This window comes from Neobacillus sp. SRL179 (assembly GCF_984799095.1).
Window position 1 is genome coordinate 2,633,721 of record NZ_OZ481792.1, and the last position, 23,739, is coordinate 2,657,459.

Sequence of the window (23,739 nt, forward strand, 5' to 3'; positions counted from 1 at the left end):
CAAGAAAGGCTGAACTTATGCAACACTTTGTCCGTTTGTTTTTGTTATTTCTCTCTGCTTCAATGGTCGTGCAACATTAAAGACAATGTTTAAAAATATTGCAGTTAAACTACCGGCAACAATTCCACTATTGGTTAAAATTTTAATACTCTCTGGAAGCTGGTCAAATAAATTCGGAACCGTTGTTACTCCCAAGCCAACACCCACAGAGCAAGCGATAATAAGAAGATTTTCTTGCGATGAAAAATCTACCTGGCTTAACATTTTGATCCCAGATGAAATCACCATTCCAAACATGGCAACCATGGCGCCGCCAAGAACCGCAGTAGGGATGACCGTTGTTAACGCTGCAATTTTAGGAACGAAGCCTAGGAAGATTAAGATACCAGCCGCTGTATAAATCACCTTTTTATCTTTAACTCCTGAAAACTGGACAAGGCCTACATTTTGCGAGTAGGTGGTATAAGGGAATGAATTGAATAGAGCACCAATCACACTAGCAAGACCTTCAGAACGATATCCTTTTACCAAATCATTTTCCGAAAGTTTTTTACCAGTTATATCACTTAGTGCAAAGTAAACACCCGTAGATTCAACAAGACTAACAATGGCAACCAAAGTCATCGTGATAATTGGAGCCAGTTCAAATGAAGGGGATGCAAAATGTAAAGGCGTTACCATATGGAACCATGAAGCCTCAGCAACAGCAGTAAAATCTACTTTTCCCATCAAGAAAGCCACGATCGTTCCAGCCATCAATCCTAATAGAATAGAAATTGCCCGAATGAATCCCTTTGAAAAGCGATAAAGTAAAATAATAAATAATAACGTACCAAACGCTAGGCCAATATTGGATAATGAACCGAAATCAGGACTGCCTTGACCACCAGCAACGTTGTTCATTGCAACAGGAATAAGGGTGAGACCAATAATTGTTACCACTGAACCTGTTACAACCGGAGGAAAGAATCGAATCAGTTTTCCAAAAAATTTAGCTATTAACATGACGATGACACCAGAAACCAAAATAGATCCATAGATAGCGGATAAACCGTATTGACCGCCAATTGCAATGATTGGGCCTACTGCTGTAAAGGTGCAGCCGAGGACAATCGGAAGACCAATACCGAAATAGCGATTCTGCCATACTTGTAAAAGGGTTGCGATTCCACTTGTTAGAATATCAAGGGAAACAAGGTAGGCTAATTGTTTACCTGATAAATGTAGGGCACCGCCGATAATGAGCGGAACTATGATGGCACCTGCATACATCGCCAATACGTGTTGAATTCCTAAAGAAGCTGTTTTTAATGAATTTTGTTTCATTTGAGTAATTCCTCCACTTGGTTGATAAATTGCACTTCTCCATTTTTTAGAGAAGCTATCCTTGCTAAGGACTCGACCCTAAATCCTTGTTCCTGCAGCTTTTGTGCCCCTTGCTGGAAGGACTTCTCAATGACGATTCCAATTCCCATTACTTGGGCACGGCTTTGTTGAATAATATTAATTAATCCAAGCGCCGCTTGTCCGTTGGCAAGGAAGTCATCAATCACAAGGACTCGGTCAGTCTCATTTAAGTAAGTTTTTGATATAGAGATTTCATTCGATTCATTCTTTGTAAACGAAGCAACAGTAGCTGTTAGTAAATCTCCATTAAGTGTTAAGGATTTTCTTTTTCGAGCAAAAACAACTGGGACATTCATATATAATCCAGCCATTACTGCAGGTGCAATCCCAGATGATTCAATGGTTACGATTTTGGTTATGCCGTCTTTTGCAAAACGATTCGCAAATTCTTTTCCGATTTCTTTCATTAATACCGGGTCAATCTGGTGGTTTAAAAATGAATCGACCTTTAATACTTGGTCAGATAGCACCTTGCCATCTGCTTTGATTTTTTCCTCAAGTAATCTCATGTTTGTTTTCCCCCTTAAAAAATAAAAGCCCAAAGGTCGAAGCTCACATCAGTAAATGAGTGAGGCAATGACCTTTGGGCTCTTTGTCCACAAGGAAAAGAAATGCATTTAACCTAATGCAAAATCTCATTACCCACTCATAGTCAGATTGTTTAAGGCAACCTGGTAGAAACTTGCGGGCCATATCCCCGCTATTATATGAGTGAAACCTTTATTAATTTATTCACATTATATCATGAGAACGGGGGAAATCAATCTCTTTTTTATTAATTTCCGAACATTGAATTAAAAATATAAATAATAGTTCGTTATTTTAACATCCTTTTTTACTGGAATATTTTTGCAAACGCAATTCCTATAAATACCAATAATAAATTAATTAAATTGTCCGTTTGTAGTGAACAAACGCAAAAAAATATGATAAAGTATAGTTTAGGAAACCTTACATATCACGGTTTCACAAAAATCTTTTGTCCTCTCAGGATGGACAAATGTTCTTTTTAAAAATGAGACTGTGAGTAAAAATTAAGGGGGAATGTAAAGTGTCTAGCAATAGTTTAGAGAAATTTTTAAATGAAAATCTTGAAGACCTAAAATCTAAAGGATTATACAATGTGATAGATCCGCTTGAAAGCCCTAACGGACCAGTTATTACAATTAATAGGAAAGAGCTGATCAATCTTTCATCTAATAACTATTTAGGTCTTGCAACAGATGAACGTCTAAAAAAAGCAGCCACCGAGGCGATTGAACAATATGGTGTAGGAGCAGGTGCCGTTCGTACGATCAATGGCACACTCAAACTTCACGTGGAATTAGAAGAAAAATTAGCAGAATTTAAACACACACAGGCAGCAATCGCTTACCAATCAGGCTTTAATTGTAATATGGCAGCGATTTCAGCCGTGATGGATTCACAAGATGCCATTCTTTCAGATGAATTAAATCATGCCTCCATTATTGATGGGTGCCGGCTCTCCAAGGCAAAGATTATTCGTGTTAAACATTCTGACATGGAAGATCTCCGCGCAAAAGCAAAACAAGCAAAGGAGTCAGGTCTTTATAACAAGATTATGGTCATTACGGATGGTGTATTTTCAATGGATGGGGATATTGCGTTATTGCCTGAAATTGTTAAGATTGCCGAAGAATTTGATCTAATCACTTATGTAGATGATGCTCATGGTTCAGGTGTACTTGGTGAGGGCGCAGGGACAGTTAAGCATTTTGGCCTTTCTGATAAAATTGATTTCCAAATTGGCACGCTTTCAAAGGCAATTGGTGTGGTTGGCGGCTATGTTGCTGGTAAGAAGAATTTGATTGATTGGTTAAAAGTGCGCAGCCGGCCATTCTTATTTTCGACTTCGTTGACACCAGCCGATGTAGCAGCAAGTAAGAAATCGATTGAAATTTTAATGGAAAGTACAGAGCTTAATAAGAAACTATGGGAAAATGGCAACTACCTGAAAAAAGGCTTAAAGGAATTAGGCTTTAATATTGGTCATAGCGAGACCCCAATTACTCCATGTATTATTGGCGATGAATCACTAACACAACAATTTAGCAAACGTTTAATCGAAGAAGGGGTTTATGCAAAAGCCATTGTGTTTCCTACGGTTCCACAAGGAACGGGACGTGTCCGTAATATGCCAACTGCTGCCCATACAACAGAAATGCTGGACCAAGCCATTTCTATTTATGAAAAAGTCGGTAAAGAAATGGGTGTCATTTAGAGGAATCCATGGCACTTTCCCTATATATTTAACGTATTTTATATGGGTACACTGATTTATTCAACATAAGTAAAGAGGACGGAGAAACGACGATGAAGCGTATATTAATCACAGGTGCCTTAGGACAAATAGGATCTGAACTAACCTTAAAGCTTAGAAAAATCTATGGTGCAGAAAATGTTATTGCAACCGATATCAAAAAGAATGATAGTGAGGCAGCGGAGAGCGGTCCGTTTGAGACGGTTGATGTGACTGATTTAAATAAAATGGTAGAGACAGCCAAAAAATATAAAGTGGATACAGTAATGCACTTGGCAGCATTGTTATCAGCAACTGCGGAGGCAAAGCCTGTATTTGCATGGAATTTAAATATGGGCGGGTTGATGAATGCACTTGAAACAGCTCGGGAACTGAATGCTCAATTTTTCACCCCTAGTTCCATCGGTGCTTTTGGGCCATCGACTCCAAAAGAGAAAACCCCACAGGACACCATTATGCGTCCCACTACCATGTATGGGGTAAATAAAGTGGCGGGAGAGCTGCTGGCAGATTACTATTTTCATAAATTCGGTGTCGATACACGTGGATTGCGTTTTCCGGGCCTTATCTCTTATGTGGCACTCCCTGGTGGTGGAACTACAGATTATGCAGTGGAGATTTATTACGGAGCTGTTAAAAAAGGCAAATTCACTTCATACATTGACAAAGGTACGTATATGGATATGATGTATATGCCAGATGCCTTACAAGCGATTGTTGACTTAATGGAAGCTAACCCGATCCATTTGAAGCACCGCAATGCCTTCAATGTGACGGCAATGAGTTTTGCGCCGGAGGAGATTGCTACAAGTATCGCTAAGTATATTCCTAACTTTGAGATTTCTTACGATGTTGATCCAGACCGACAAAGAATTGCTGAGAGCTGGCCAAATTCCATTGATGCGTCTGCAGCAATGGAAGAGTGGGGTTTCAAATATCAATATAATTTAGACAGTATGACGAAGGATATGATTGAAAAGCTAAGGCAAAAGTTATAATCATTCCATCAATAATATAAAAAACAGCGAAGCCGCTAAAGCTTCGCTGTTTATCTTTTCGCATAAATTAGTTTATCTCTTTTATCTAAGACTCGGCCGATAATGGCCGCTTGAATAACTCCATTGGCGTGAAGTTGATCTACATAACTTCTTGCATCCTCTTCAGTCATGGATATGAGTAGACCGCCAGAGGTAATGGCATCACATAGAACTAGCTGTTCTTCAGGAAGGATATCCTCATAAACGACGTCATCACGTAACCATTGATGATTCGATTTGGACCCTCCAGGAACTACACCATTTCTTGCTAATTCAATCGCTCCTTCTAGAATTGGGACTTGACTAAAAGAGATCTCAAAGCTCACATCACTGCCGCGCGCCATTTCACTCCCGTGTCCAAGTAAGCCGAACCCAGTTACATCCGTAACACTATGCGGTTGGTAATTCATCAGGATTTCGGATGCTGTTTTATTAAGCATGGCCATTGTCTCGGTTACGATTTGCTCCTGTTCCGCGGTGACTACGCTTCTCTTGATACCTGTTGTCACAATGCCAACGCCTATCGGTTTCGTGAGCACTAAAACATCACCAGGCTTGGAACCTACATTTTTCCAGAACTTATCTGGATGAACGATACCAGTTACTGAAAGACCAAACTTAGGTTCTTGGTCATCAATAGAATGACCGCCCACAGTTAGCGCACCAGCTTCTTTTACTTTATCGGCTGCGCCGCGAAGGATGTCAGATAACATATCGGCACCGAGCTTTTTAATCGGGAAGCCAACGATATTCATGACTGTTTTTGGTGTGCCGCCCATGGCATAAACATCGCTTAAGGCATTAGCAGCTGTAATCTGGCCAAACATATAGGGATCATCCACAATCGGTGTAAAATAATCCACTGTTTGGATTAGAGCAATAGAATCTGTTAATTTATATATCCCCGCATCATCAGATGTATCAAGGCCCACTAATAATTCAGGGACAGGTTCTTGCTTAGGTAATTGGCGCAAAACTTGCGCCAGGTCCTCAGGACCAATTTTGCATCCTCAACCAGCTTTTGTTGATAAAGAAGTTAGGCGAATTTTATCTTGTTCACTCAACATGTCCACCTCCATTTCCATAGTATACAACTTTCCGTTTAAATAAGCACTTTTCATTCAGAACATTTGCAGAACAAAAAAGGATAGGGTACACTATTTTTACTATTGCGGTAGAGGAAAATAGCAGGGGGTTAATCATGAAAAATTACCATGTTGTTGTAGAATTTTGTATGCAATGAAACTATGCACCCAAAGCCGCGAGTTTCGCGGAAGAACTTTTTACTCATTTTAATCGAAATATAGAAAAATTAGAGCTTATTCCTAGTTCTGGCGGTGCTTTTGAAGTCACTGTTAATGGAGAAAAAATTTATTCCAAGCTAGAAACCGGTATATTTCCTGATACGGAAGAAATGATTGAACTTATTTCTTCCAAATAACAATAACAAAAACCCTCATACATTTTGTATGAGGGATTTTGTTGTCGAGAATATTATTATGTAAACTAGAGTAAAAAAAGTAAATACGGAACAGCATTCAAGGTAAGGTAACATATCTGTTTTTTCCTATTCCCAATTTAGTTTTTGAAATATAGATTTCTAATATTCCATTCGTGAAGGAAGCTGTAACTTGTTGCCTTGTAACATGAAAAGGGAATTCAATGGAACGGATCTTATTATTTTGATTTGAATGGGGGAATTTTGCTGCGGTGATTCGTAATTTTTTCTCTTCTATATAAACTTTTATTTCTGATGCTTCAAAATCAGGTAATATTGCTTCCACAATCCATTCATGATCTGTATCAAAAAGATCGATTTGAAACTGCGTTTGATCATAATAAGACGTTAGCGGATCCAGAAAATAGTTTTCCAGCCACTTTTCCACCAATTCAAAATCAACCATTTGATTTGGCGGATATTTCTTTTTCATCATCGTAAATCCCCCTTGCTCGTATCATTTTATTCAGGCAGACTTAAAACGTGAAACACATATGATATAATAGGATAAAGATTATCAGGCCAATTGGCCCAACGGTTAAGGCAAAGAAACTATCCATATAAGGATGGTTTTTAAATCAGGCAGAGTAGGAATATGAAGGAGTTTTTATTGTGAAAGAATGGTTACGTTCAATTCCAGCTGTCCATGAGCTGCAAAGTCATGGTAAATTTTTAACACTTGTTAACGAAAGTCAACTTGATCCTTCACAGCTTACAAAGAAGTTAAAGGATCTACTAGTGCAAATAAGGGAGACCATCTTAAATGAAAAATGGGAGGGAGCTTTGCCTGGTACAAATCAGTTTATTGATGAGTTGTTTTGCTGTCTTGAAACTCAGGTAAAAAAACAATTTTCCTATACCATAGAAAAGGTTATTAATGCAACAGGTACCATATTACATACTAATTTGGGAAGAGCACGATTAAGTGAAAATGCGATAAATCATGTCGTTGAAACTGCTCGAAATTATTCTAATCTCGAATATAATTTAGTTGAAGGGGAACGTGGTTCACGACATAGTCATGTGGAATCACTAATTAGGGAAATAACTGGGGCTGAAGCAGCCATGGTCGTTAATAATAATGCTTCTGCCGTTTATTTAGTTTTAAGGGCACTAGCAAAAGATAAAGAGGTAATTGTGTCACGTGGACAGCTCGTTGAAATTGGCGGTTCGTTCCGTATTTCTTCAATAATGGAGGAAAGCGGCGCTAAACTCAAAGAGGTGGGTACTACCAATAAAACCCATCTTTATGATTATGAAAAGGCTATTTCTGCTGAAACTGCCATCGTCATGAAGGTTCATACAAGTAACTTTAAAGTGATTGGGTTCACGAAATCGGTGGAATCTGAGGATCTCATTCAGTTAACAAGTGGAATAGAGAATGTTATTTTTTATGAAGATCTAGGCAGTGGTGCATTGTATGACTTCAGAAAACATGGGATTGGTGAAGAACCGGTTGTAAAAGAAGTCATTGAAATGGGAGCAGATGTTGTCACCTTCAGCGGCGATAAACTACTGGGGGGTCCACAGGCAGGGATCATTGCAGGAAAGAAAGAAATTATTGACCAATTAAAAAAACATCAATTAGCACGGGTGGTCCGGGTGGATAAGATGACCTTAGCAGCCTTGGAAGGGACATTACTTGATTATGCTCGCGGAGAAGCCGGGATGCGTAATATTCCTGCTATTCGTGACCTTTTAGTTACTATTGAAGAATTAGACGATCGATCTAATACTTTTGTTACAAAATTGTTACAACGAACAAGCCATTATCAAGCAAAAATTTTACAAGACAATAGTCAAGTGGGTGGAGGTACAATGCCGGATGTTTTACTGCCAACTATGGTGATTGCCTTAAAACATGATTCCTTAACCGTTGAACAGCTAGGCAGGAAGTTACGAACTGAATCCAAACCAGCCATCGTAGCAAGGATTCAAAAAGAGGAATTGATCCTAGATTTAAGAACAGTTACGGCAGAAGAAGAAGAATTGCTGCTCTTAGCCTTAGAAAATGTTTACCCCTCTTAATAGAGGGGTTTTACCTTACATATCGTGTCCTGGATTATGGTTTTGCCGTGAATGATTACGGTTCTTTACTTTTTTAGATCCGCTTAATGGCTCAGGCTGGCCTGATTGCTTGGGTGCATTTTTACGCATATCTTTTCCATCGTTTTTGTTCACCATTTTTCATCCCTCCTATATGTTAGGATGCAGTCAATAAGTCATTTTATGCTGAATAAATTTTGCGGTTCTGTGCAATTTAACGGTAATAAAATGAAGGAGTGAAAGTGAAAAATGCAAAAGAATGCTTACTATAAGGATAAACAACATGCTTTTCAAGCCGCACAACAAGGATATGAAAATGCCCAGGGACTTTTTGAAACGATTGTAAGTGATAGTGCAAATTATGGACATCAGTTAAAGCATCTTAAAGATGAAGTAAATGAAGCTTATCAGCAAATTGAAAATGCACTGGAAGTCGCTTCAGAACACCAGCGCGCCCAGTTAGAGCGTTTCCAGCAGGATTTGCAAAGTATAGTTGCCGAAGTTAATCAAGAAGAATAGAAAAAAGCAGGAGGGACGCCTCCTGCTTTTTTGTGAATTTTCCTGTTGGAGCGTTCATGCGGATTGGAACCAAGAGAAACGAGCCTCCTCAGTCCTGATGCAGCTTTCATGCGGACTAGAACTAAGAAAAACGAGCTTCCTCAGTCCTCATGGATCGTTCATGTGGACTGAAAGCAAGAGAAACCAGCTACTCCAGTCCTCATGGAGCTTTCATGAGGACTGAAAGCAAGAGAAACCAGCTACTTCGGTCCTCATGAAGCTTTCATGCGGACTGGAACTAAGAGAAATGAGCTTCCTCAGTCCTCATGAGCGTTTATGAAATTCGCTAAACTTGGTGGTCGTTTTATTGATTCTTTTTACGTTTTTTATTGTTTCTTTTTTCCATTTCCGTTAATTCAGGTTCTTTTGCCAACTCTTCATTAAAGCCAGCACCTTTCCCTTGCCCTTTTGCCGCATTCATCCCTGGAATTACATGATTAGACTTTCGTTTTACCATGCCAATCACCTCCTGTCTAATAATATTTCCCTCTTTACTTAATTAATGACAAAATAATAGTTTTTTGCGATAATATTAGGGAAAGGTTTCGTTTTCCCAATATTTAAAATTCACTTTAATTTCAAAGGTATTTAACAAAATATTCTGAACAAAGTACATAAAAACATAAGAAAAACTTATCAATCACAATAACTTTCTTGTTATTTACTTATGTAATCGGTTGTATTAAGATTAGAATTGTGAGAAAAGTGAAGCAGGATGGGAAAATTCAAACTTTTCGACTTTTCGTTTATTTTTGGATTTTATGACGAATAAGGGGGTATTTTAAACATGGTAAACAATAATGATGTATTTAATTCACGCTCTTCTTATGAAGTAGACGGTAAACGTTATCACTACTACCGTTTAAGTGCATTGGAAGAAGCAGGTATTGGCAAAGTATCAAAATTGCCATATTCCGTAAAGGTTTTACTAGAATCTGTACTTCGCCAATATGATGGCCGTGTTATTGCTAAAGAGCATGTTGAAAACTTGGCAAAATGGGGAACCGCTGAACTAAAAGAGGTAGACGTTCCATTTAAGCCAGCACGTGTTATCCTTCAAGACTTTACTGGTGTTCCAGCCGTGGTTGACCTTGCATCCCTAAGAAAAGCAATGGCTGACCTTGGTGGCGACCCAGACAAAATTAACCCAGAGAAAACAGTAGATTTAGTTATTGACCACTCTGTTCAAGTTGATGCTTATGGCTCTGCTGATTCCTTACGAATCAATATGGATTATGAATTTGAACGTAATGCTGAACGCTATCAGTTTTTAAGCTGGGCGCAAAAATCATTTAATAATTATCGTGCGGTTCCACCAGCAACAGGGATTGTTCACCAAGTAAACCTTGAATACTTGGCAGATGTTGTTCATGTTGCAGAGGTTGATGGAGAACTAGAAACCTATCCTGATACATTAGTAGGAACTGACTCCCATACAACAATGATCAATGGTCTTGGCGTACTTGGCTGGGGCGTTGGCGGTATTGAAGCAGAAGCAGGCATGCTAGGACAGCCATCTTATTTCCCAGTACCAGAAGTTGTCGGAGTGAAATTAGTTGGCGAACTGCCTAACGGTGCAACGGCAACAGACCTTGCCCTTAAAGTAACACAAGTTCTTCGGAGTCATGGTGTGGTTGGAAAATTCGTCGAATATTTCGGACCTGGTGTATCTTCATTGCCGCTTGCAGACCGTGCAACAATTGCAAACATGGCACCTGAGTATGGAGCAACATGCGGATTTTTCCCAATTGACGATGAATCACTAGCCTACATGCGTTTAACAGGTCGTGATGAGCAGCAAGTTAAAGTCGTAGAAGCATATTGTAAAGCTAATGGATTGTTCTTTGATCCAGCTTTAGAGCCAGTTTATACAGATGTTATTGAAATTGATCTTACCGCAATTGAAGCCAACCTTTCTGGTCCGAAGCGCCCACAAGATCTAATTCCCCTTTCAAAAATGAAAGAAGAATTCGTGAGAGCTGTATCCGCTCCGCAAGGAAACCAAGGATTTGGCTTACAAGCAGATGAACTTGAAAAAGCTGCTGCTGTTAAGTTCAATAATGGCGATGAAGCTATTATTAAAACTGGTGCTGTTGCAATTGCATCCATCACTAGCTGTACCAACACATCCAACCCATATGTTTTAGTTGGAGCAGGACTTGTTGCAAAGAAAGCTGTTGAATTAGGAATGGAAGTTCCAAAATTCGTAAAAACTTCTTTGGCACCAGGTTCCAAGGTTGTAACAGGTTATCTTCGTGATTCAGGCTTACTGCCATATTTAGAGCAAATTGGTTTTAACCTTGTTGGTTATGGTTGTACAACATGTATTGGTAACTCTGGTCCATTAAAAGAAGAAATCGAAAAAACCATTGCAGAAAACGACCTATTGGTTACCTCTGTACTGTCTGGAAACCGTAACTTTGAAGGACGGATCCATCCGCTAGTAAAAGCTAACTATCTTGCTTCACCACCACTCGTTGTGGCCTATGCTCTAGCTGGGACCGTGAACATTGATTTTGCTTCTGAGGCAATCGGTAAAGATAAAGATGGTAACGATGTTTTCTTTAAAGACATCTGGCCATCTACTGCCGAAGTAAATGATGTTGTAAAACGTACGGTAACACCTGAACTATTCCGCAGGGAGTATGAAAATGTGTTCGGTGACAACGAGCGTTGGAATGCAATTAAAACAAGCAATGAGCCATTGTATACTTGGGATGAAGATTCAACCTATATTGCTAACCCGCCATTCTTTGAAGGCTTATCACCTGAACCAGGTACGGTAGAACCTTTAACAGGACTTCGCGTTGTTGGTAAGTTTGGTGACTCTGTCACAACTGACCATATTTCACCTGCCGGAGCTATCGGTAAAAACACTCCAGCTGGTAAGTATTTATTAGAAAAAGGCGTACAGCCTCGTGATTTCAACTCTTATGGTTCACGTCGTGGTAACCATGAAGTTATGATGCGTGGTACATTTGCAAATATCCGTATTCGCAATCAAATTGCACCAGGTACAGAAGGTGGTTTCACTACTTACTGGCCAACAGGTGAAGTAACTTCAATCTATGATGCTTGCATGAAATATAAAGAAGATGGCACTGGGTTGATCGTCCTTGCTGGAAAAGATTACGGAATGGGTTCTTCTCGTGACTGGGCTGCAAAAGGGACGAATCTTTTAGGAATTAAAACCGTTTTAGCTGAGAGCTTTGAACGTATTCACCGTTCAAACCTTGTGTTAATGGGTGTTCTTCCACTTCAATTTAGAGCAGGCGAAAGTGCTGAAACACTTGGTTTAACTGGTAAAGAAGCCATCGATGTTCAAGTAGACGAAAATGTAAAACCACATGACCTCTTAAAAGTTACAGCTACTGACGAAGCTGGAAACAAAAAAGAATTTGAAGTAGTCGTTCGTTTCGATTCTGAAGTAGAGATCGATTATTACCGTCATGGCGGAATTCTACAAATGGTTCTACGTGAAAAATTACAAGCCTAAGAAATAATAAAAACACCATGTTCACTAACCGAACATGGTGTTTTTGCCATTATTGTTAAGAATTGTTTGACAAACATAAACAATTTTACATAAAATAAGACTATCAAACGAAAAGGAATGAACAAAGGGCCGATGAAAATATAATCTTATTTATCAGATCCATGCATTCAAATATTACGAAAATGCTGAACCTGAAGAATAGGATTAGTCTGTCCTTTTTTATGCCCTGATCGTTAATATACTAAATAAACCTAATTAGGTTTATTTGAACATCCATTTATAATGGTTAATGATCGCTAGGACATAAACTCTCTTTCAGGTTCAATTGAAGGGAGTTTTTTTATGTGCACGAAACAAATGACGGTTTTAAAAGTAACCGGTTTAGACAAAAGCTTTCAATTACAGAAAGTACTCGACAATATTCAATTTGATATAAAAAATGGAGATAGAATAGGACTTGTCGGGTTTAATGGCACAGGCAAAACCACATTAGCTAATCTCCTTTTTGGAAAAATTAATCCTGATAAAGGTACGATTGAAAAAGCCGACGATTTTAAAATAGGATATCTATCACAATCCATTGATTATGAGGTTAATGATTTCCAATACACTTTAACCATCAATGAAGAAAATAACCTGCTTCAACACGCTAGTAAGTTAGGTCTCGCTAAGGTATATGACTGGGAAGGAAACCGTTTATCCCATTTAAGTGGAGGCGAAAAGCTTAAGCTTTCTCTTTCCATGATCTGGGCCTCTAAACCCGACTTTTTAATCCTAGACGAACCGACTAATCATTTAGATTTTCAAGGAATCAAGTGGTTGATTTCAGAAATAGAAAGGTTTCCAGGGTCGGTGTTGATTATATCGCATGACCGCCATTTTTTAGATCAGACTGTCAGTCGGATATTTGAATTAGATCAAGGTAAGCTTCATTTTTACAACGGAAACTACAGTGACTATCAAAAAAATAAACAATTGAAACTCGAGACCCAAAGACATCAATATAATGTCCAACAGCGTCAAATAGAATTAGTTGAATCGCAAATGGAACAATTAAAGTCATGGTCTGAAAAAGCTCACAGGGATTCCACAAAAAAAGGATCCGGCCCATCGAAAAGACAAAATGGTATCAAAGAATACCATCGGGTAAAAGCTAAAAAAATTGATAATCGTGTAAAATCAAAAGTAAAACGGCTGGAAAGTGAACTCGCCAAAAAAAGGATTGAAAAGCCGATTGAAGAAGCCGCAGTTCGATTTCAGTTTGATATGGATAGCAAAAGAGGTAAACGGATTATAGAGGCTAAAAAGCTCACAAAGGCGTTTGAGAGCAGGACTCTTTTTGCGGATTCCCAGTTTTATATTAACCAAGGCGACAGGATTGGCCTATTGGGTCAGAATGGATGTGGAAAAACGACATTAATTAAAATGATCCTCGGTGAGGACCACGATTATAATGGTGAGTTGTGGAGAAGCAATTCCTTGAAAATTGCTTATCTTCGTCAGGATGTGGATGATTTACCAGTGGAAAAGCATGTGCTAGATGCACTTGGATTTGTGGATAGACAAGACATTCTAAAGGCACGCACTTTACTGGCTAATTTAGGCCTTAAGGAGCAAAATATCTTAAAGCCTATTGGGACCTTAAGTCTTGGTGAACGAACGAGAGTAAAGCTGGTTGATCTGTTAATGAAGGAATATGATGTTCTTATATTGGATGAGCCAACGAACCATTTGGACCTGCCGAGCAGAGAACAACTTGAAAAGACATTATCGGAGTTTCCGGGAACCATCATTACAGTATCCCATGATTATTATTTTCTGAATAAGTTATGTGACCAATTGCTAGTGTTTGAAAACCAGAAAATTAATCGGATTGAAATGAGTCCGGATGAATTCTTAAATAAGGATAAAAAGGCCGAAGCACATAATAAAAAAGAGGAACTTATGATTATTGAAAATAGGATTGCCGTAATTCTTGGAGAGCTTTCCTTACTTGACCAGAAGGATCCTAAATATCTTGAACTGGACCATGAATTTAACCGTCTTCTAAAAGAAAAGAAAAACCTTTAAAATAAACTTGTGATTTTTAGGGCTTACATTTTTATCATTCTCCAAAAATTACGCAAAATGTCACAGTTTTGGCATAGACAAGTTTTGTTTCAACTAGGATTATAGTGTAAAATCGATGTAGCAGAAGATGTAAAAGGAGGATTCGGGGATGATAAAAAAAGTAATTGCTGCCGTGATATTAGTTGCTTTCCTTACGGTTGCAATTGTTCAAGCAATGGATAAAAAAACAGAAGCTCCCGAAACAACAACCACTCAGGCTTCAGCCAATAATGAGGGGCTTGCCATAGGCGCGAAGGCACCTGATTTTGAATTAAAAACATTAACCGGTGATACGGTGAGGATTTCTGAATTAAAAGGGAAAAAAATTATGCTAAACTTTTGGGCAACATGGTGCCCGCCATGTAAAGCTGAAATGCCGGAAATGGAACAGTTCTCTAAGCAAATAGGTGATGATACCATTATTTTGGCCGTAAACATTGATCCACAGTTAGATGTACAAAAGTTTGTCGATGAAAATAAAATTACGTTCCCTGTACTACTTGATGCAGAAGACAAGGTAAATCAGGCTTATCAAATATTATCGATTCCAACGACTTATTTCATTGACAGCAAGGGGATTATTCAGAATAAATATTCCGGTTCGATGAAGCTGAATGTTATGAAAGATTTTACCAGTAAATTAAAATAGAATGGGGACGTTGGTATTAAAGCCAGCGTCTTTTTTATTTGGTTATAATACAAAATCAATTAATCGATATAATTTTCAAAAAGTTGTAATAATTGCAAGCGTTTCCGGGCATAATAACTGTTAGAATAGGAAATAAGGAAGGTGATACCAATGAGAAAACCTAGAAAACGTTCTTTCGCAGAACTTGTATCAGAAAATAAATCTCAACTTTTAAAAGACCGTGCTGCGATGGATAAAATAGAGCAACGCTTAGAAGAAAAACGCCTTGGAAAAGCGGAGTAACTCAAAAGTTTTCCAATCATGAATCCCACCCTTTTGGGCAAAATGTTAGTAAGGGGGGATTTAAAAATGGGTAATCCAAAAAAACATAGTCAACCATATAGACCCAGTCATCTTGGAACACAGCCAATTGGGTACAGTGGCAACAATGGGAAAAAAATGAATGATACGTCTGGAAAACACGCACAGGTAATCCAAACTAAAGGTGAATAAAACATAGAATAAAGACCCGTTAGTGGGTCTTTTTGTTTTAATATGAGGGATCATCGAAAGGTAAAAAGTTTTGCCAATAAATTTTCGTAAGTCTTTTGTGATAAATTTTGTGTTCCGTTACAAACTATATTTTGTACCAATACCACCACCATAGGGAGGATACTAAAAGATGACTTATAATAACAAACCCAATCCAGATGATCGCAGTGATAACGTGGAAAAACTTCAGTCGATGATTCAAAATACAATTGAAAATATGGAGGCTGCTGAAGAATCACTTGCTTTTACTGATAGTGAGCAACAAAAGCAACAAATTCAAGCAAAGAACGAGCGCAGACGGGAAAGCATTGATTCTTTCCGTTCTGAAATAAAAGACGAAGCACATGATAATTAACCTTAGATTAAGCTTAAGTCCTGTTCTTTAATAGAGCAGGTCTTTTTTTAGCTCTTAGAAGTCGTATACCTCAAAAGCTTATGGTAAAATAAGAATTTAAATGGCTATTTCCAAATTCATAGCGAAACCTATAATGAATGGGGCCAAATTCTGCAAGCTAACAGATCGAAATAGAAAACATAGATAAGAAGTGATTATTTTGAACCAACGAGAATTAAACCGCACAACTACCCAAGAACAAATTGAGCAATGGGAAAAAGAACTTCATCAAACTGGTGTAATTACTAATGAAGCCCTAATTATCCAAGCCATTCAGCAGGAGTCCAATCCAGTTACCTTGTCAACACTGTTAACATTAGGGGCTTTGTCAAGACTTGGGAGAAATAAACAGGATTCATTGGCAGCTATTTGGTTAGACAAGGCACAAACATTAAATCCAAATAACCGAAAAGCAAAAGAATATATGATCCAAACGGATTGGAAAAAGATGCAGGATTTACTTTCTCCACTTACATTTCCACCGATGAGGGAAACAGATAATCGGACAGCCAAAAAGAAAACAGCGGAGCAATATATAGAGGTATGTCAAGATTTCCTAGCAGAGGCAGATGAGCGGCTTCATAATTTACAAGCAATGGAAGATATTGCTTCAACAATGGTGGTAAATGATCTATTTCAACGCTATCATAAGTTGGTTGATTTACTATCCGCTGCCATCGAGGAAACTGGCAACTTATTAAAAGCAGCCGAAGAATATGATCAATCCATTACAGGTGTTTTCCATACCGCTACCTTCTATGAAGATTTAAAATTACATATGGCACAGCTGGAAGAAATAAAACAGGCATGGCTACAGCAATTCATAGGTGAGGAGCAAGCAGTCCCAACGACGGAAAATCCTCTAGCCGAACTGCAAAAGATGATTGGAATGGAGTCAGTGAAAAAACGGGTCCATGATTTTTATCAGTTTTTAAAATATCAGAAACAACGCAAGGAATTTGGATTCCAAATTAAAGATGAACTTAGCCTTAATATGATTTTAACCGGTAATCCAGGGACCGGTAAAACAACTTTAGCAAGACTACTTGCGAAAATTTATCACGAACTTGGGGCTCTCCCTCGGGAAGAAGTCATCGAAACCAACCGCTCCCAGTTAGTTGGTTCTTTTGTTGGACAAACGGAAGAAAACGTTAGAGCTATTGTTGAACGTTCCATTGGCGGTGTACTATTTATTGACGAAGCCTATAGTTTAAAACGCGAGGGGCAAAACGGGAATGATTATGGACAAGCAGCAATAGATACCCTTGTTTCACTTATGACTAGTAAGGAATACGGAGGAAAATTCGCGGTAATTATGGCAGGCTATCCAGATGAGATGCGTTCCTTTTTAAATGCAAATCCTGGTCTGCGCAGCAGGTTTCCACAGTCAAACTTTATTCATTTACCTAATTACACAAATGAAGAGTTAATCAAGATTGCAGAGCTGGTTGCTGCTGAAAACGATTATATTTTAACAGAAGAATCGAGGGTGGAAATAGACAATCGCCTTGACATGGAACGGGTGGATGATACATTCGGTAATGCTAGAACTGTTCGTAATATTGTCTTAGATGCGATTTTCAAAAAAGGTGCTGAAAATCAAGCAACAGAACAAGACTTATTTAACTTTATGCTGCTAAATAAAGAGGATTTTCAAACAGAAAAAGAGAAAACGGCTGTATCTCCACAAGAGAAGCTTACTCGTTTAATTGGCCTGACATCTTTAAAGGAAGAATTAAATACCTTGATTTCCTTTGTAAAAATGCAACAGTTTAGGAGAAAAAGAGGGCTTCCCACTGTACCCATTCAACTTCATGCGGTCTTCACGGGTAATCCAGGGACAGGGAAAACCACAGTAGCCAAAATCTATGCAGAGTTTTTAAAAGAATGCGGAATTTTAAAAAGAGGGCACTTAATTGTGGCGAGCAGGGCTGATTTTGTGGCTGGATATGTGGGCCAAACAACGGGGAAAACAAAACAAAAAATTAAAGAAGCCTTGGGCGGAGTCTTATTCATTGATGAAGCCTATTCATTGCTCAGTCAAACCGCCGGTGACTTTGGTAAAGAAGTCATCGATACACTTGTTGATGAAATGACAAAACAAAATGAGAATCTGGTGGTCGTGTTAGCCGGATATCCTAACGAGATGAATCAATTACTTGAAAGTAATCCAGGACTTCGATCAAGATTTAAAAAATTCTTCCTGTTCCCTGATTATAATTCTGAAGAAATGCTCGCAATCATGTGTTCCTACGCGGAAGAATTTCAATACCAATTAACCGTGGAGTCCAAAAAGTTATTAATTGAAACAATGGATGCGGAAAATTACAATGGAAATGGACGTTTTGCTACGAACTTGGTAGATGAGATGATCCAAGCACAGGCTTTAAGACTAATGGATCTAGATGAAGAAGACGATAGTCTCTTGGAAAAATCGATGGTTCTTGAGGTTGAAGATGTAAAAAAAGCTTTAAGTAAACTAACATAATCTTTTATATGGAAAGGGGCGTTTAATTGTGGAAGAATACTTTATATCCACCAGAGAAATTCAGCTTTACTATGCGGATACAGATATGATGGGAGTCATTTATCACGCTAATTATTTAAAATACTTCGAACTAGGCCGGACTGGATTTATAGAAGATCTTGGTTTCAATTATCTTGGCATGGAGGAATCAGGTTATTTTGCACCTGTCTATGATATTTCGATTACTTATAAAAAGCCTTTAAGATATGGGGATCAGGCCTTTGTCAAAACATGGGTGGAGTTAAATGACGGCATTAAGACTATTTACGGTTACACGGTCTTAAATGGGCATGACGAAATATGTGCAGAAGGTAAATCAACGCATATTATTGTAAAAAAGGACAACTTTAGACCGACTTCATTTAAAAAGGCCTTTCCAGAATGGTATGTTAAATACGAAGAAGTTAAGAAAAAATAGGTAGTAAACGTTATAACTACCATCAATAAACAGACAGAGGTGATCATGATGGCGTTTGGTATTAAAAGGCATGAACTTAACGAATGGAAAAGAAAAATTGATAGCGGAGAAATTGCCTTTTTAACACATTACTGGCTAGATGATCGCTTTCCAGGCTGTAAGACAGTAACCAAGGTGGGCTGCCATGATCTTGATAGATTAGCGGCATGGGGTAAGAAGTACGGTTTACAAAGAGAATGGATTGATCACCGCAAAGATGGATATTCTCATTTTGACTTGCTTGGCGATAAACAGAAAGAGATTTTACATAAAGAAGGACTCCATGAACAAATATGGGAGAATGGAAAAGACCTACTAGTAGAATAATTCTTCTATGTGGGTCTTTTAAATATTATATATGAGCAGGGCGCTTCCTCTTTTCTTTTTTATGGGCGGATCCACTGGTTCATATGTTCTTGAATTTCCTGGTATTTTGCTGCTGCATTGGATAAACCTAACGCATCTGCCTTTTCTAATGGTACAACACGGTAATTTTGAAAATTTTGGCTAGTGACAAATGTTGGAGAAAAAACGGGATTAGACACCTCAATGGTGACACCTTTTTCTGAAATATTCTTAAGGATATCTATGGTCACGACACCACCAATATCCTTAAAATCACCAGATTGAGAAGAGATAAAGTTCCCTAAGGAATAAACAACAAACGATTTCCTGCCATTCATCGTTTTAATCCATTCCATCGGCTGTAAAACATGGGGGTGGGATCCAAAAATTATGTCCACACCTTCGTTTGCCAAATAGGTGGCTAATTCTCTTTGGTCCTTCGATGGAATTCGTTTATACTCATTTCCCCAATGGATACTCATCACGACGACATCCGCTTCTTTTTTGGCACGATGAATTTCATCCTTCATTTTAGTTCGATTAATTAGGTTCACGAGAAAGTTTTTACCTTTTGGAATAGGAAGTCCATTAGTTCCATAGGTGTAAGAAAGAAATGCAATCGCTATGCCCTTCTTATGGATAATTCTCAATTGTTGTTGATCCTCCTCATTTAGGAAACTCCCCACGTGAGGTAAACCAATTTGATTTAGATACTCGGCTTCGGACTGAATTCCTTTTTCTCCCCGGTCGAGGACATGGTTATTGGCAGTGGATACAATATCAACACCCGTATGGACCAGTGCATCACCGACTTCATACGGACTGTTAAACATCGGATATCCGGAAAGCCCTAGCTTAAGACCACCTAACATACTCTCTTGATTGGCTGTAAGCACATCTGGCTTTTCTAACAAGGGTTTCACCTCTTCAAAGATGGGATCAAAGTTATATTCCGCACCGTTAAAGGCATCAAGATAAATAGGACTATGGATGAGAATATCACCGATGGCCCCAATGGTAACTTTTTCAGTCAGTCCTCGATTATTGACAGGAAGGTATTGTCGTGGAGTATGTATTTTGAAACTATTAATAGTGGATTTCTTGTCAAACGCTTTCATTTGCTGGAATAAAAGAACACTAGCTATTATACCGGAAGCAAGAATAATGAAAACAGAGGGGAGTATGGGTCTTTTTTTCATAGAATCTCCTTGTCAAAAGTCTCCAAGCAAAATATTTTAATGCTCCTTGGTTATACTATATTATATTAATAGATAAATTAACATTGAATCTTTGTTGATATTATTTAAAACTGTAAGGATAGTGAAAAAAATGTTTAAGATAACAGAAAGTGCATACAAAAAATTGCTGGAAATAATAAGGACTGAACAGAAAACACCTGAAGAGCAGCTTTTCTTACGACTTAATATGGGAATTGGCTGAGGGGGCCCAAAGCTGAATCTGTCTCTGGAAGAGCAGAAAATTACTGGAGATCACACCTTTGAATTTGACGATTTGATCATCCTCATCCATGAAAAGGATAGCGTTTATTTTAATAATACCAAATTAGATTATGTCCAAGATGTAATGGGGAACTACTCATTTAAATTGCTAAATATATAAAAAATGGCTATAAAAGAACCACCTGGTTCCTTTATAGCCATTTTATTTTTGGTTCTGTTTTATTAATAATTCTCTTAATATTAGCCCGATGACGGTATATAACAAACGATGCCATTAAGGTTACCACAATTAAGAGGGGGATGTCCCAAATAATAATGGCATAAATAACACCACAGATACCGGCAAGCATCGACGACAAGGACACATATTTTGATATGGATAAGCTGATAAAAAAGATGACTAAGACCGTGATAAACATGAATGGTGCGCAAAACAACAAGACACCGCCAGAAGTGGCAACAGCTTTCCCACCTCGAAATCCTGCAAAAATAGGGTAGGTATGTCCCATTACCGCAAATACACCGGCGAGTAAAGGACTTATTCCTTCAACAGAGAAGAGAATGGGTAGTGCTGCTGCTAATGTCCCTTTAAGTATATCAGCTAATGTAACGGCTAAACCCGCTTTTACACCAAGTGTTCGAAATGTATTCGTACCACCTAAATTGCCACTCCCATGTTCGCGAATATCCGTTTTATAAAATACCTTTCCAACAATTAATCCCGAAGGTATGGAACCTAGCAAATAGGCAAGAACCAAGACTAAAATAATTTGAATCATTAACGATTTCTCCTTCAATATTAACTTTTCTACCGTAATAACACGCAATCCTATAATGTAAAGCTTTGAGAGTATCCCAACAGATAAAACAGATCCTCTAACTACTTTTCAATCTGGTTTCAGTTCTTCTATTTTACCATGTATTTGTGAAAAAACACTATCCCTTTCATAGATAAGTTACATTAAGAGGGGCAGAAAATTTCAACATGAGTGAAATTTACCTTCTCAATTCCTAAAGAATCCCTTAGGATAGAACTAAGGAGGAAATGTTTAATGGTAAGAGTTTCATATCAGCATCATAAAAAGGCACCAAAATGGGTGATTATCGGAGGAATGATTGGTGCATGTCTACTCATTATTACTTCCATTTTGCTATTATTCTATCCATTTGCGTCGACTGATCAAGAAGAGTTTTTTCATGGTGAAAATCCTATTTTATTTAATGGAAAACAGCGGGGAAATGCCTTATTTAAACAAAACACACTGTTTGTTCCACTTACATTTTTAAAAGAAAATATTGATAAAGATATCCTTTATGATGAAAAATCAAAGTCGATCATTATTACCACAAAAGATAAAGTTGTTCAAATGCCAACAGATTCTTTAACTTATTTTGTTAATCAAAAGGTGATCAAATTGCAACTGTCTCCCATTATCTCACAGAATGGGGAAATATTTGTAGCCCTTGAGCCAATCCTCACATTATATCCCATTCAATATAAAAAATTACCACAGAGTGAAGCCATTTGGGTGCAGGAAGATGGGGACAAATATGAGAATGGGAGATTAATAGATAAAGAACTAAACAAAGAAAAAATTAGATTACGGACAGAGCCTAGTTGGAAATCACCTTATACAGCTGAAATGAACAAAAAGGAGGCTGTTACCATTGAAGGTGAAAAAGGGGAATTTTATCTTGTAAGGAAAACGAACGGGATAAGTGGATACATAAAAAAAGATTATGTTGAAAAGAAAGATAGTGTAATCACACATGTACCGCTCCAAAGGAAATCCTTCTCGATATCTAAGTTCAACGGCCCTATTCAGCTAACATGGGAACCCGTTTATACCAAAAATCCTGATTTTACTAAAATCCAAGAAATGCCCGGAGTGAATGTCGTGTCGCCTACTTGGTTTTCACTTGCTGCAAACGATGGTTCAATAAAAAACTTGGCTTCACTTGAATACAGTAAATGGGCACAGTCTAAGGGTTACCAAGTATGGGGTGTATTTTCCAATGCTTTTGATCCGATCCTAACACATGAAGCACTAAAGAACTTTGAAACCCGTGCCAATATCATTCGGCAGCTGCTCCATTTCAGCCAGATGTATCAGTTACAAGGAATGAACTTCGATATTGAAAACGTGAATCCTGAGGATGGGCCGCTTGTCACTCAATTGATGCGGGAAGCCGCACCCTACCTTCATGAAGCTGGTTTAGTGGTATCAATGGACATTACGTTCTCAGCAGGAGAAAACAATAATTGGTCTTCTTTTTATGAACGAGAGAAGCTTGCTCAAATCGCTGATTATCTGATTGTTATGGCGTATGATGAACATACAAGTGCTGCTTCTGGTGCCGGAAGTGTAGCAAGTTTGCCTTGGGTGGAAAGAAACCTAAATAACCTTTTAACAGAGGTACCGAATGAAAAATTAGTCCTTGGAGTTCCATTATATGCAAGACTCTGGAAGGAACAAACAAATCCTGATGGTTCGACTGAGATTACAGCACAAGCTCTTTCTATGGATAAAGTAAAGGCATGGCTGGCTGAAAAGGATTTGCAGACAAGATTTGATGAAGAAAGCGGCCAAAACTATGCAGAATACGTGGCTGCAGATGAAAAGGCCACCTATAAAATTTGGATAGAGGACGAATTCTCCTTAAAGAAAAGGGTGGATTTAGTCACTAAATATCAACTAGCAGGCATCGGAACATGGTCTAGAACATTTGGTGATCAGACAGCTTGGTCTGCCATAAATTTAAATCCAGACCAGACAGTAACCCAAAAATAGACTTAAATACTAGTCTTACAAGAAAATTCTAGACAATTTTATTACGAAAATATGGAGAATTTTCAAACCATTTGTGTTAATTCAATGACAGCCGTATCAGATACCTACTATTTCAGATAAAATAAATAAACAAGAACTTAAACCGACCAAGT

At 38.2% G+C, this 23,739-nt stretch carries 23 protein-coding genes and 1 riboswitch; of the genes, 15 read left to right on the forward strand and 8 right to left on the reverse strand.

The genetic code is table 11. From position 1 onward, the window contains the following. Positions 1-15: 15 nt before the first annotated feature. Both AC4E8C_RS12990 and AC4E8C_RS12995 read right to left on the reverse strand, forming a co-directional pair. Entirely contained in the window at positions 16-1,326 is a 1,311-nt protein-coding gene (locus tag AC4E8C_RS12990) for a nucleobase:cation symporter-2 family protein (protein WP_490207107.1), read from the reverse strand. Next, the gene (locus tag AC4E8C_RS12995; protein ID WP_490207108.1) at positions 1,323-1,916 is read right to left on the reverse strand and encodes a xanthine phosphoribosyltransferase; all 594 of its coding nucleotides are present in this window, start codon (positions 1,914-1,916) and stop codon (positions 1,323-1,325) included. Before AC4E8C_RS12995 ends, AC4E8C_RS12990 begins: the two co-directional genes overlap by 4 nt. A gap of 120 nt (positions 1,917-2,036) precedes the next feature. Further along, a riboswitch (purine riboswitch) is annotated at positions 2,037-2,138 on the reverse strand. 320 nt (positions 2,139-2,458) lie between these two features. Between AC4E8C_RS12995 and AC4E8C_RS13000 the strand changes: the two genes are divergently transcribed. Next, positions 2,459-3,649 carry a glycine C-acetyltransferase gene (locus AC4E8C_RS13000; RefSeq protein WP_490207109.1) on the forward strand — a complete coding sequence of 397 codons (1,191 nt, stop codon included), beginning with the start codon at positions 2,459-2,461 and terminating at the stop codon, positions 3,647-3,649. 92 nt (positions 3,650-3,741) lie between these two features. Continuing rightward, the gene (locus AC4E8C_RS13005) at positions 3,742-4,686 is read left to right on the forward strand and encodes an L-threonine 3-dehydrogenase (protein ID WP_490207110.1); all 945 of its coding nucleotides are present in this window, start codon (positions 3,742-3,744) and stop codon (positions 4,684-4,686) included. A 50-nt stretch (positions 4,687-4,736) separates the two neighbouring features. On the opposite strand, the gene selD is transcribed toward AC4E8C_RS13005, so the two are convergent. Beyond that, positions 4,737-5,792, reverse strand: coding sequence for a selenide, water dikinase SelD (gene selD, locus AC4E8C_RS13010; protein WP_490207111.1), 1,056 nt, complete (start codon positions 5,790-5,792; stop codon positions 4,737-4,739). A 134-nt stretch (positions 5,793-5,926) separates the two neighbouring features. Here selD and AC4E8C_RS13015 point away from each other — a divergent pair, with 134 nt between their 5' ends. After that, positions 5,927-6,166, forward strand: coding sequence for an Rdx family protein (locus tag AC4E8C_RS13015; RefSeq protein ID WP_490207112.1), 240 nt, complete (start codon positions 5,927-5,929; stop codon positions 6,164-6,166). Positions 6,167-6,263: 97 nt separating this feature from the next. On the opposite strand, the gene AC4E8C_RS13020 is transcribed toward AC4E8C_RS13015, so the two are convergent. Next, positions 6,264-6,659, reverse strand: a complete 396-nt coding sequence (locus tag AC4E8C_RS13020; RefSeq protein ID WP_490207113.1) for an Hsp20/alpha crystallin family protein — start codon at positions 6,657-6,659, stop codon at positions 6,264-6,266. 176 nt (positions 6,660-6,835) lie between these two features. Here AC4E8C_RS13020 and selA point away from each other — a divergent pair, with 176 nt between their 5' ends. Continuing rightward, complete coding sequence (gene selA, locus AC4E8C_RS13025) at positions 6,836-8,251, forward strand: L-seryl-tRNA(Sec) selenium transferase (RefSeq protein WP_490207114.1); 1,416 nt, start codon at positions 6,836-6,838, stop codon at positions 8,249-8,251. Positions 8,252-8,266: 15 nt separating this feature from the next. Here the strand turns inward: selA and AC4E8C_RS13030 are convergent, their stop codons facing one another. Beyond that, positions 8,267-8,407 carry a small acid-soluble spore protein P gene (locus tag AC4E8C_RS13030; protein WP_490207115.1) on the reverse strand — a complete coding sequence of 47 codons (141 nt, stop codon included), beginning with the start codon at positions 8,405-8,407 and terminating at the stop codon, positions 8,267-8,269. A 111-nt stretch (positions 8,408-8,518) separates the two neighbouring features. On the opposite strand from AC4E8C_RS13030, the gene AC4E8C_RS13035 reads away from it, so the two are divergent. Further along, positions 8,519-8,788, forward strand: a complete 270-nt coding sequence (locus AC4E8C_RS13035) for a hypothetical protein (protein ID WP_490207116.1) — start codon at positions 8,519-8,521, stop codon at positions 8,786-8,788. Positions 8,789-9,131: 343 nt separating this feature from the next. Here the strand turns inward: AC4E8C_RS13035 and sspO are convergent, their stop codons facing one another. Further along, positions 9,132-9,284, reverse strand: coding sequence for a small acid-soluble spore protein SspO (sspO, locus tag AC4E8C_RS13040; protein WP_490207117.1), 153 nt, complete (start codon positions 9,282-9,284; stop codon positions 9,132-9,134). A gap of 330 nt (positions 9,285-9,614) precedes the next feature. On the opposite strand from sspO, the gene acnA reads away from it, so the two are divergent. The 9 genes from acnA (at position 9,615) to AC4E8C_RS13085 (ending at position 19,317) form a co-directional block, all read left to right on the forward strand. Further along, complete coding sequence (acnA, locus tag AC4E8C_RS13045; protein ID WP_490207118.1) at positions 9,615-12,323, forward strand: aconitate hydratase AcnA; 2,709 nt, start codon at positions 9,615-9,617, stop codon at positions 12,321-12,323. A 342-nt stretch (positions 12,324-12,665) separates the two neighbouring features. Beyond that, positions 12,666-14,393, forward strand: a complete 1,728-nt coding sequence (gene abc-f, locus AC4E8C_RS13050; protein WP_490207119.1) for a ribosomal protection-like ABC-F family protein — start codon at positions 12,666-12,668, stop codon at positions 14,391-14,393. A 148-nt stretch (positions 14,394-14,541) separates the two neighbouring features. Then, complete coding sequence (locus AC4E8C_RS13055) at positions 14,542-15,081, forward strand: TlpA disulfide reductase family protein (protein WP_490207120.1); 540 nt, start codon at positions 14,542-14,544, stop codon at positions 15,079-15,081. 150 nt (positions 15,082-15,231) lie between these two features. Next, positions 15,232-15,363, forward strand: a complete 132-nt coding sequence (locus AC4E8C_RS13060) for an FbpB family small basic protein (RefSeq protein ID WP_490207121.1) — start codon at positions 15,232-15,234, stop codon at positions 15,361-15,363. A gap of 66 nt (positions 15,364-15,429) precedes the next feature. Then, entirely contained in the window at positions 15,430-15,573 is a 144-nt protein-coding gene (locus tag AC4E8C_RS13065) for an acid-soluble spore protein N (protein ID WP_490207122.1), read from the forward strand. A 169-nt stretch (positions 15,574-15,742) separates the two neighbouring features. Continuing rightward, positions 15,743-15,967, forward strand: a complete 225-nt coding sequence (gene tlp / locus AC4E8C_RS13070) for a small acid-soluble spore protein Tlp (RefSeq protein ID WP_490207123.1) — start codon at positions 15,743-15,745, stop codon at positions 15,965-15,967. A 199-nt stretch (positions 15,968-16,166) separates the two neighbouring features. Next, positions 16,167-18,494 carry an AAA family ATPase gene (locus AC4E8C_RS13075; protein WP_490207124.1) on the forward strand — a complete coding sequence of 776 codons (2,328 nt, stop codon included), beginning with the start codon at positions 16,167-16,169 and terminating at the stop codon, positions 18,492-18,494. Positions 18,495-18,522: 28 nt separating this feature from the next. Continuing rightward, the gene (locus tag AC4E8C_RS13080) at positions 18,523-18,951 is read left to right on the forward strand and encodes an acyl-CoA thioesterase (RefSeq protein WP_490207125.1); all 429 of its coding nucleotides are present in this window, start codon (positions 18,523-18,525) and stop codon (positions 18,949-18,951) included. A 48-nt stretch (positions 18,952-18,999) separates the two neighbouring features. Continuing rightward, positions 19,000-19,317 carry a hypothetical protein gene (locus tag AC4E8C_RS13085; RefSeq protein ID WP_490212552.1) on the forward strand — a complete coding sequence of 106 codons (318 nt, stop codon included), beginning with the start codon at positions 19,000-19,002 and terminating at the stop codon, positions 19,315-19,317. Positions 19,318-19,376: 59 nt separating this feature from the next. Here AC4E8C_RS13085 and AC4E8C_RS13090 read toward each other — a convergent pair whose 3' ends face one another. Together AC4E8C_RS13090 and plsY are read right to left on the reverse strand one after the other, a co-directional pair. Continuing rightward, positions 19,377-20,534 carry a CapA family protein gene (locus AC4E8C_RS13090; RefSeq protein ID WP_490207126.1) on the reverse strand — a complete coding sequence of 386 codons (1,158 nt, stop codon included), beginning with the start codon at positions 20,532-20,534 and terminating at the stop codon, positions 19,377-19,379. Positions 20,535-20,986: 452 nt separating this feature from the next. Beyond that, positions 20,987-21,574: a glycerol-3-phosphate 1-O-acyltransferase PlsY gene (gene plsY / locus AC4E8C_RS13095; protein ID WP_490207127.1), complete on the reverse strand. Its 588-nt coding sequence runs from the start codon at positions 21,572-21,574 to the stop codon at positions 20,987-20,989. A 273-nt stretch (positions 21,575-21,847) separates the two neighbouring features. Between plsY and AC4E8C_RS13100 the strand changes: the two genes are divergently transcribed. After that, positions 21,848-23,587: a glycosyl hydrolase family 18 protein gene (locus tag AC4E8C_RS13100; RefSeq protein WP_490207128.1), complete on the forward strand. Its 1,740-nt coding sequence runs from the start codon at positions 21,848-21,850 to the stop codon at positions 23,585-23,587. Positions 23,588-23,739: the final 152 nt, after the last annotated feature.

What these genes read in the sequence shown, in the direction of transcription:
- AC4E8C_RS13100 (WP_490207128.1), top strand. Translation starts at nt 21,848, where the DNA reads ATGGTAAGAGTTTCATATCAGCATCATAAAAAGGCACCAAAATGGGTG.
- acnA (WP_490207118.1), top strand. Translation starts at nt 9,615, where the DNA reads ATGGTAAACAATAATGATGTATTTAATTCACGCTCTTCTTATGAAGTA.
- AC4E8C_RS12995 (WP_490207108.1), bottom strand. Translation starts at nt 1,916, where the DNA reads ATGAGATTACTTGAGGAAAAAATCAAAGCAGATGGCAAGGTGCTATCT.
- sspO (WP_490207117.1), bottom strand. Translation starts at nt 9,284, where the DNA reads ATGGTAAAACGAAAGTCTAATCATGTAATTCCAGGGATGAATGCGGCA.
- plsY (WP_490207127.1), bottom strand. Translation starts at nt 21,574, where the DNA reads ATGATTCAAATTATTTTAGTCTTGGTTCTTGCCTATTTGCTAGGTTCC.
- abc-f (WP_490207119.1), top strand. Translation starts at nt 12,666, where the DNA reads ATGTGCACGAAACAAATGACGGTTTTAAAAGTAACCGGTTTAGACAAA.
- AC4E8C_RS13085 (WP_490212552.1), top strand. Translation starts at nt 19,000, where the DNA reads ATGGCGTTTGGTATTAAAAGGCATGAACTTAACGAATGGAAAAGAAAA.
- AC4E8C_RS13035 (WP_490207116.1), top strand. Translation starts at nt 8,519, where the DNA reads ATGCAAAAGAATGCTTACTATAAGGATAAACAACATGCTTTTCAAGCC.
- AC4E8C_RS13090 (WP_490207126.1), bottom strand. Translation starts at nt 20,534, where the DNA reads ATGAAAAAAAGACCCATACTCCCCTCTGTTTTCATTATTCTTGCTTCC.
- AC4E8C_RS13005 (WP_490207110.1), top strand. Translation starts at nt 3,742, where the DNA reads ATGAAGCGTATATTAATCACAGGTGCCTTAGGACAAATAGGATCTGAA.
- AC4E8C_RS13055 (WP_490207120.1), top strand. Translation starts at nt 14,542, where the DNA reads ATGATAAAAAAAGTAATTGCTGCCGTGATATTAGTTGCTTTCCTTACG.
- AC4E8C_RS13060 (WP_490207121.1), top strand. Translation starts at nt 15,232, where the DNA reads ATGAGAAAACCTAGAAAACGTTCTTTCGCAGAACTTGTATCAGAAAAT.
- AC4E8C_RS13065 (WP_490207122.1), top strand. Translation starts at nt 15,430, where the DNA reads ATGGGTAATCCAAAAAAACATAGTCAACCATATAGACCCAGTCATCTT.
- AC4E8C_RS13020 (WP_490207113.1), bottom strand. Translation starts at nt 6,659, where the DNA reads ATGATGAAAAAGAAATATCCGCCAAATCAAATGGTTGATTTTGAATTG.
- AC4E8C_RS13030 (WP_490207115.1), bottom strand. Translation starts at nt 8,407, where the DNA reads ATGGTGAACAAAAACGATGGAAAAGATATGCGTAAAAATGCACCCAAG.
- tlp (WP_490207123.1), top strand. Translation starts at nt 15,743, where the DNA reads ATGACTTATAATAACAAACCCAATCCAGATGATCGCAGTGATAACGTG.
- AC4E8C_RS12990 (WP_490207107.1), bottom strand. Translation starts at nt 1,326, where the DNA reads ATGAAACAAAATTCATTAAAAACAGCTTCTTTAGGAATTCAACACGTA.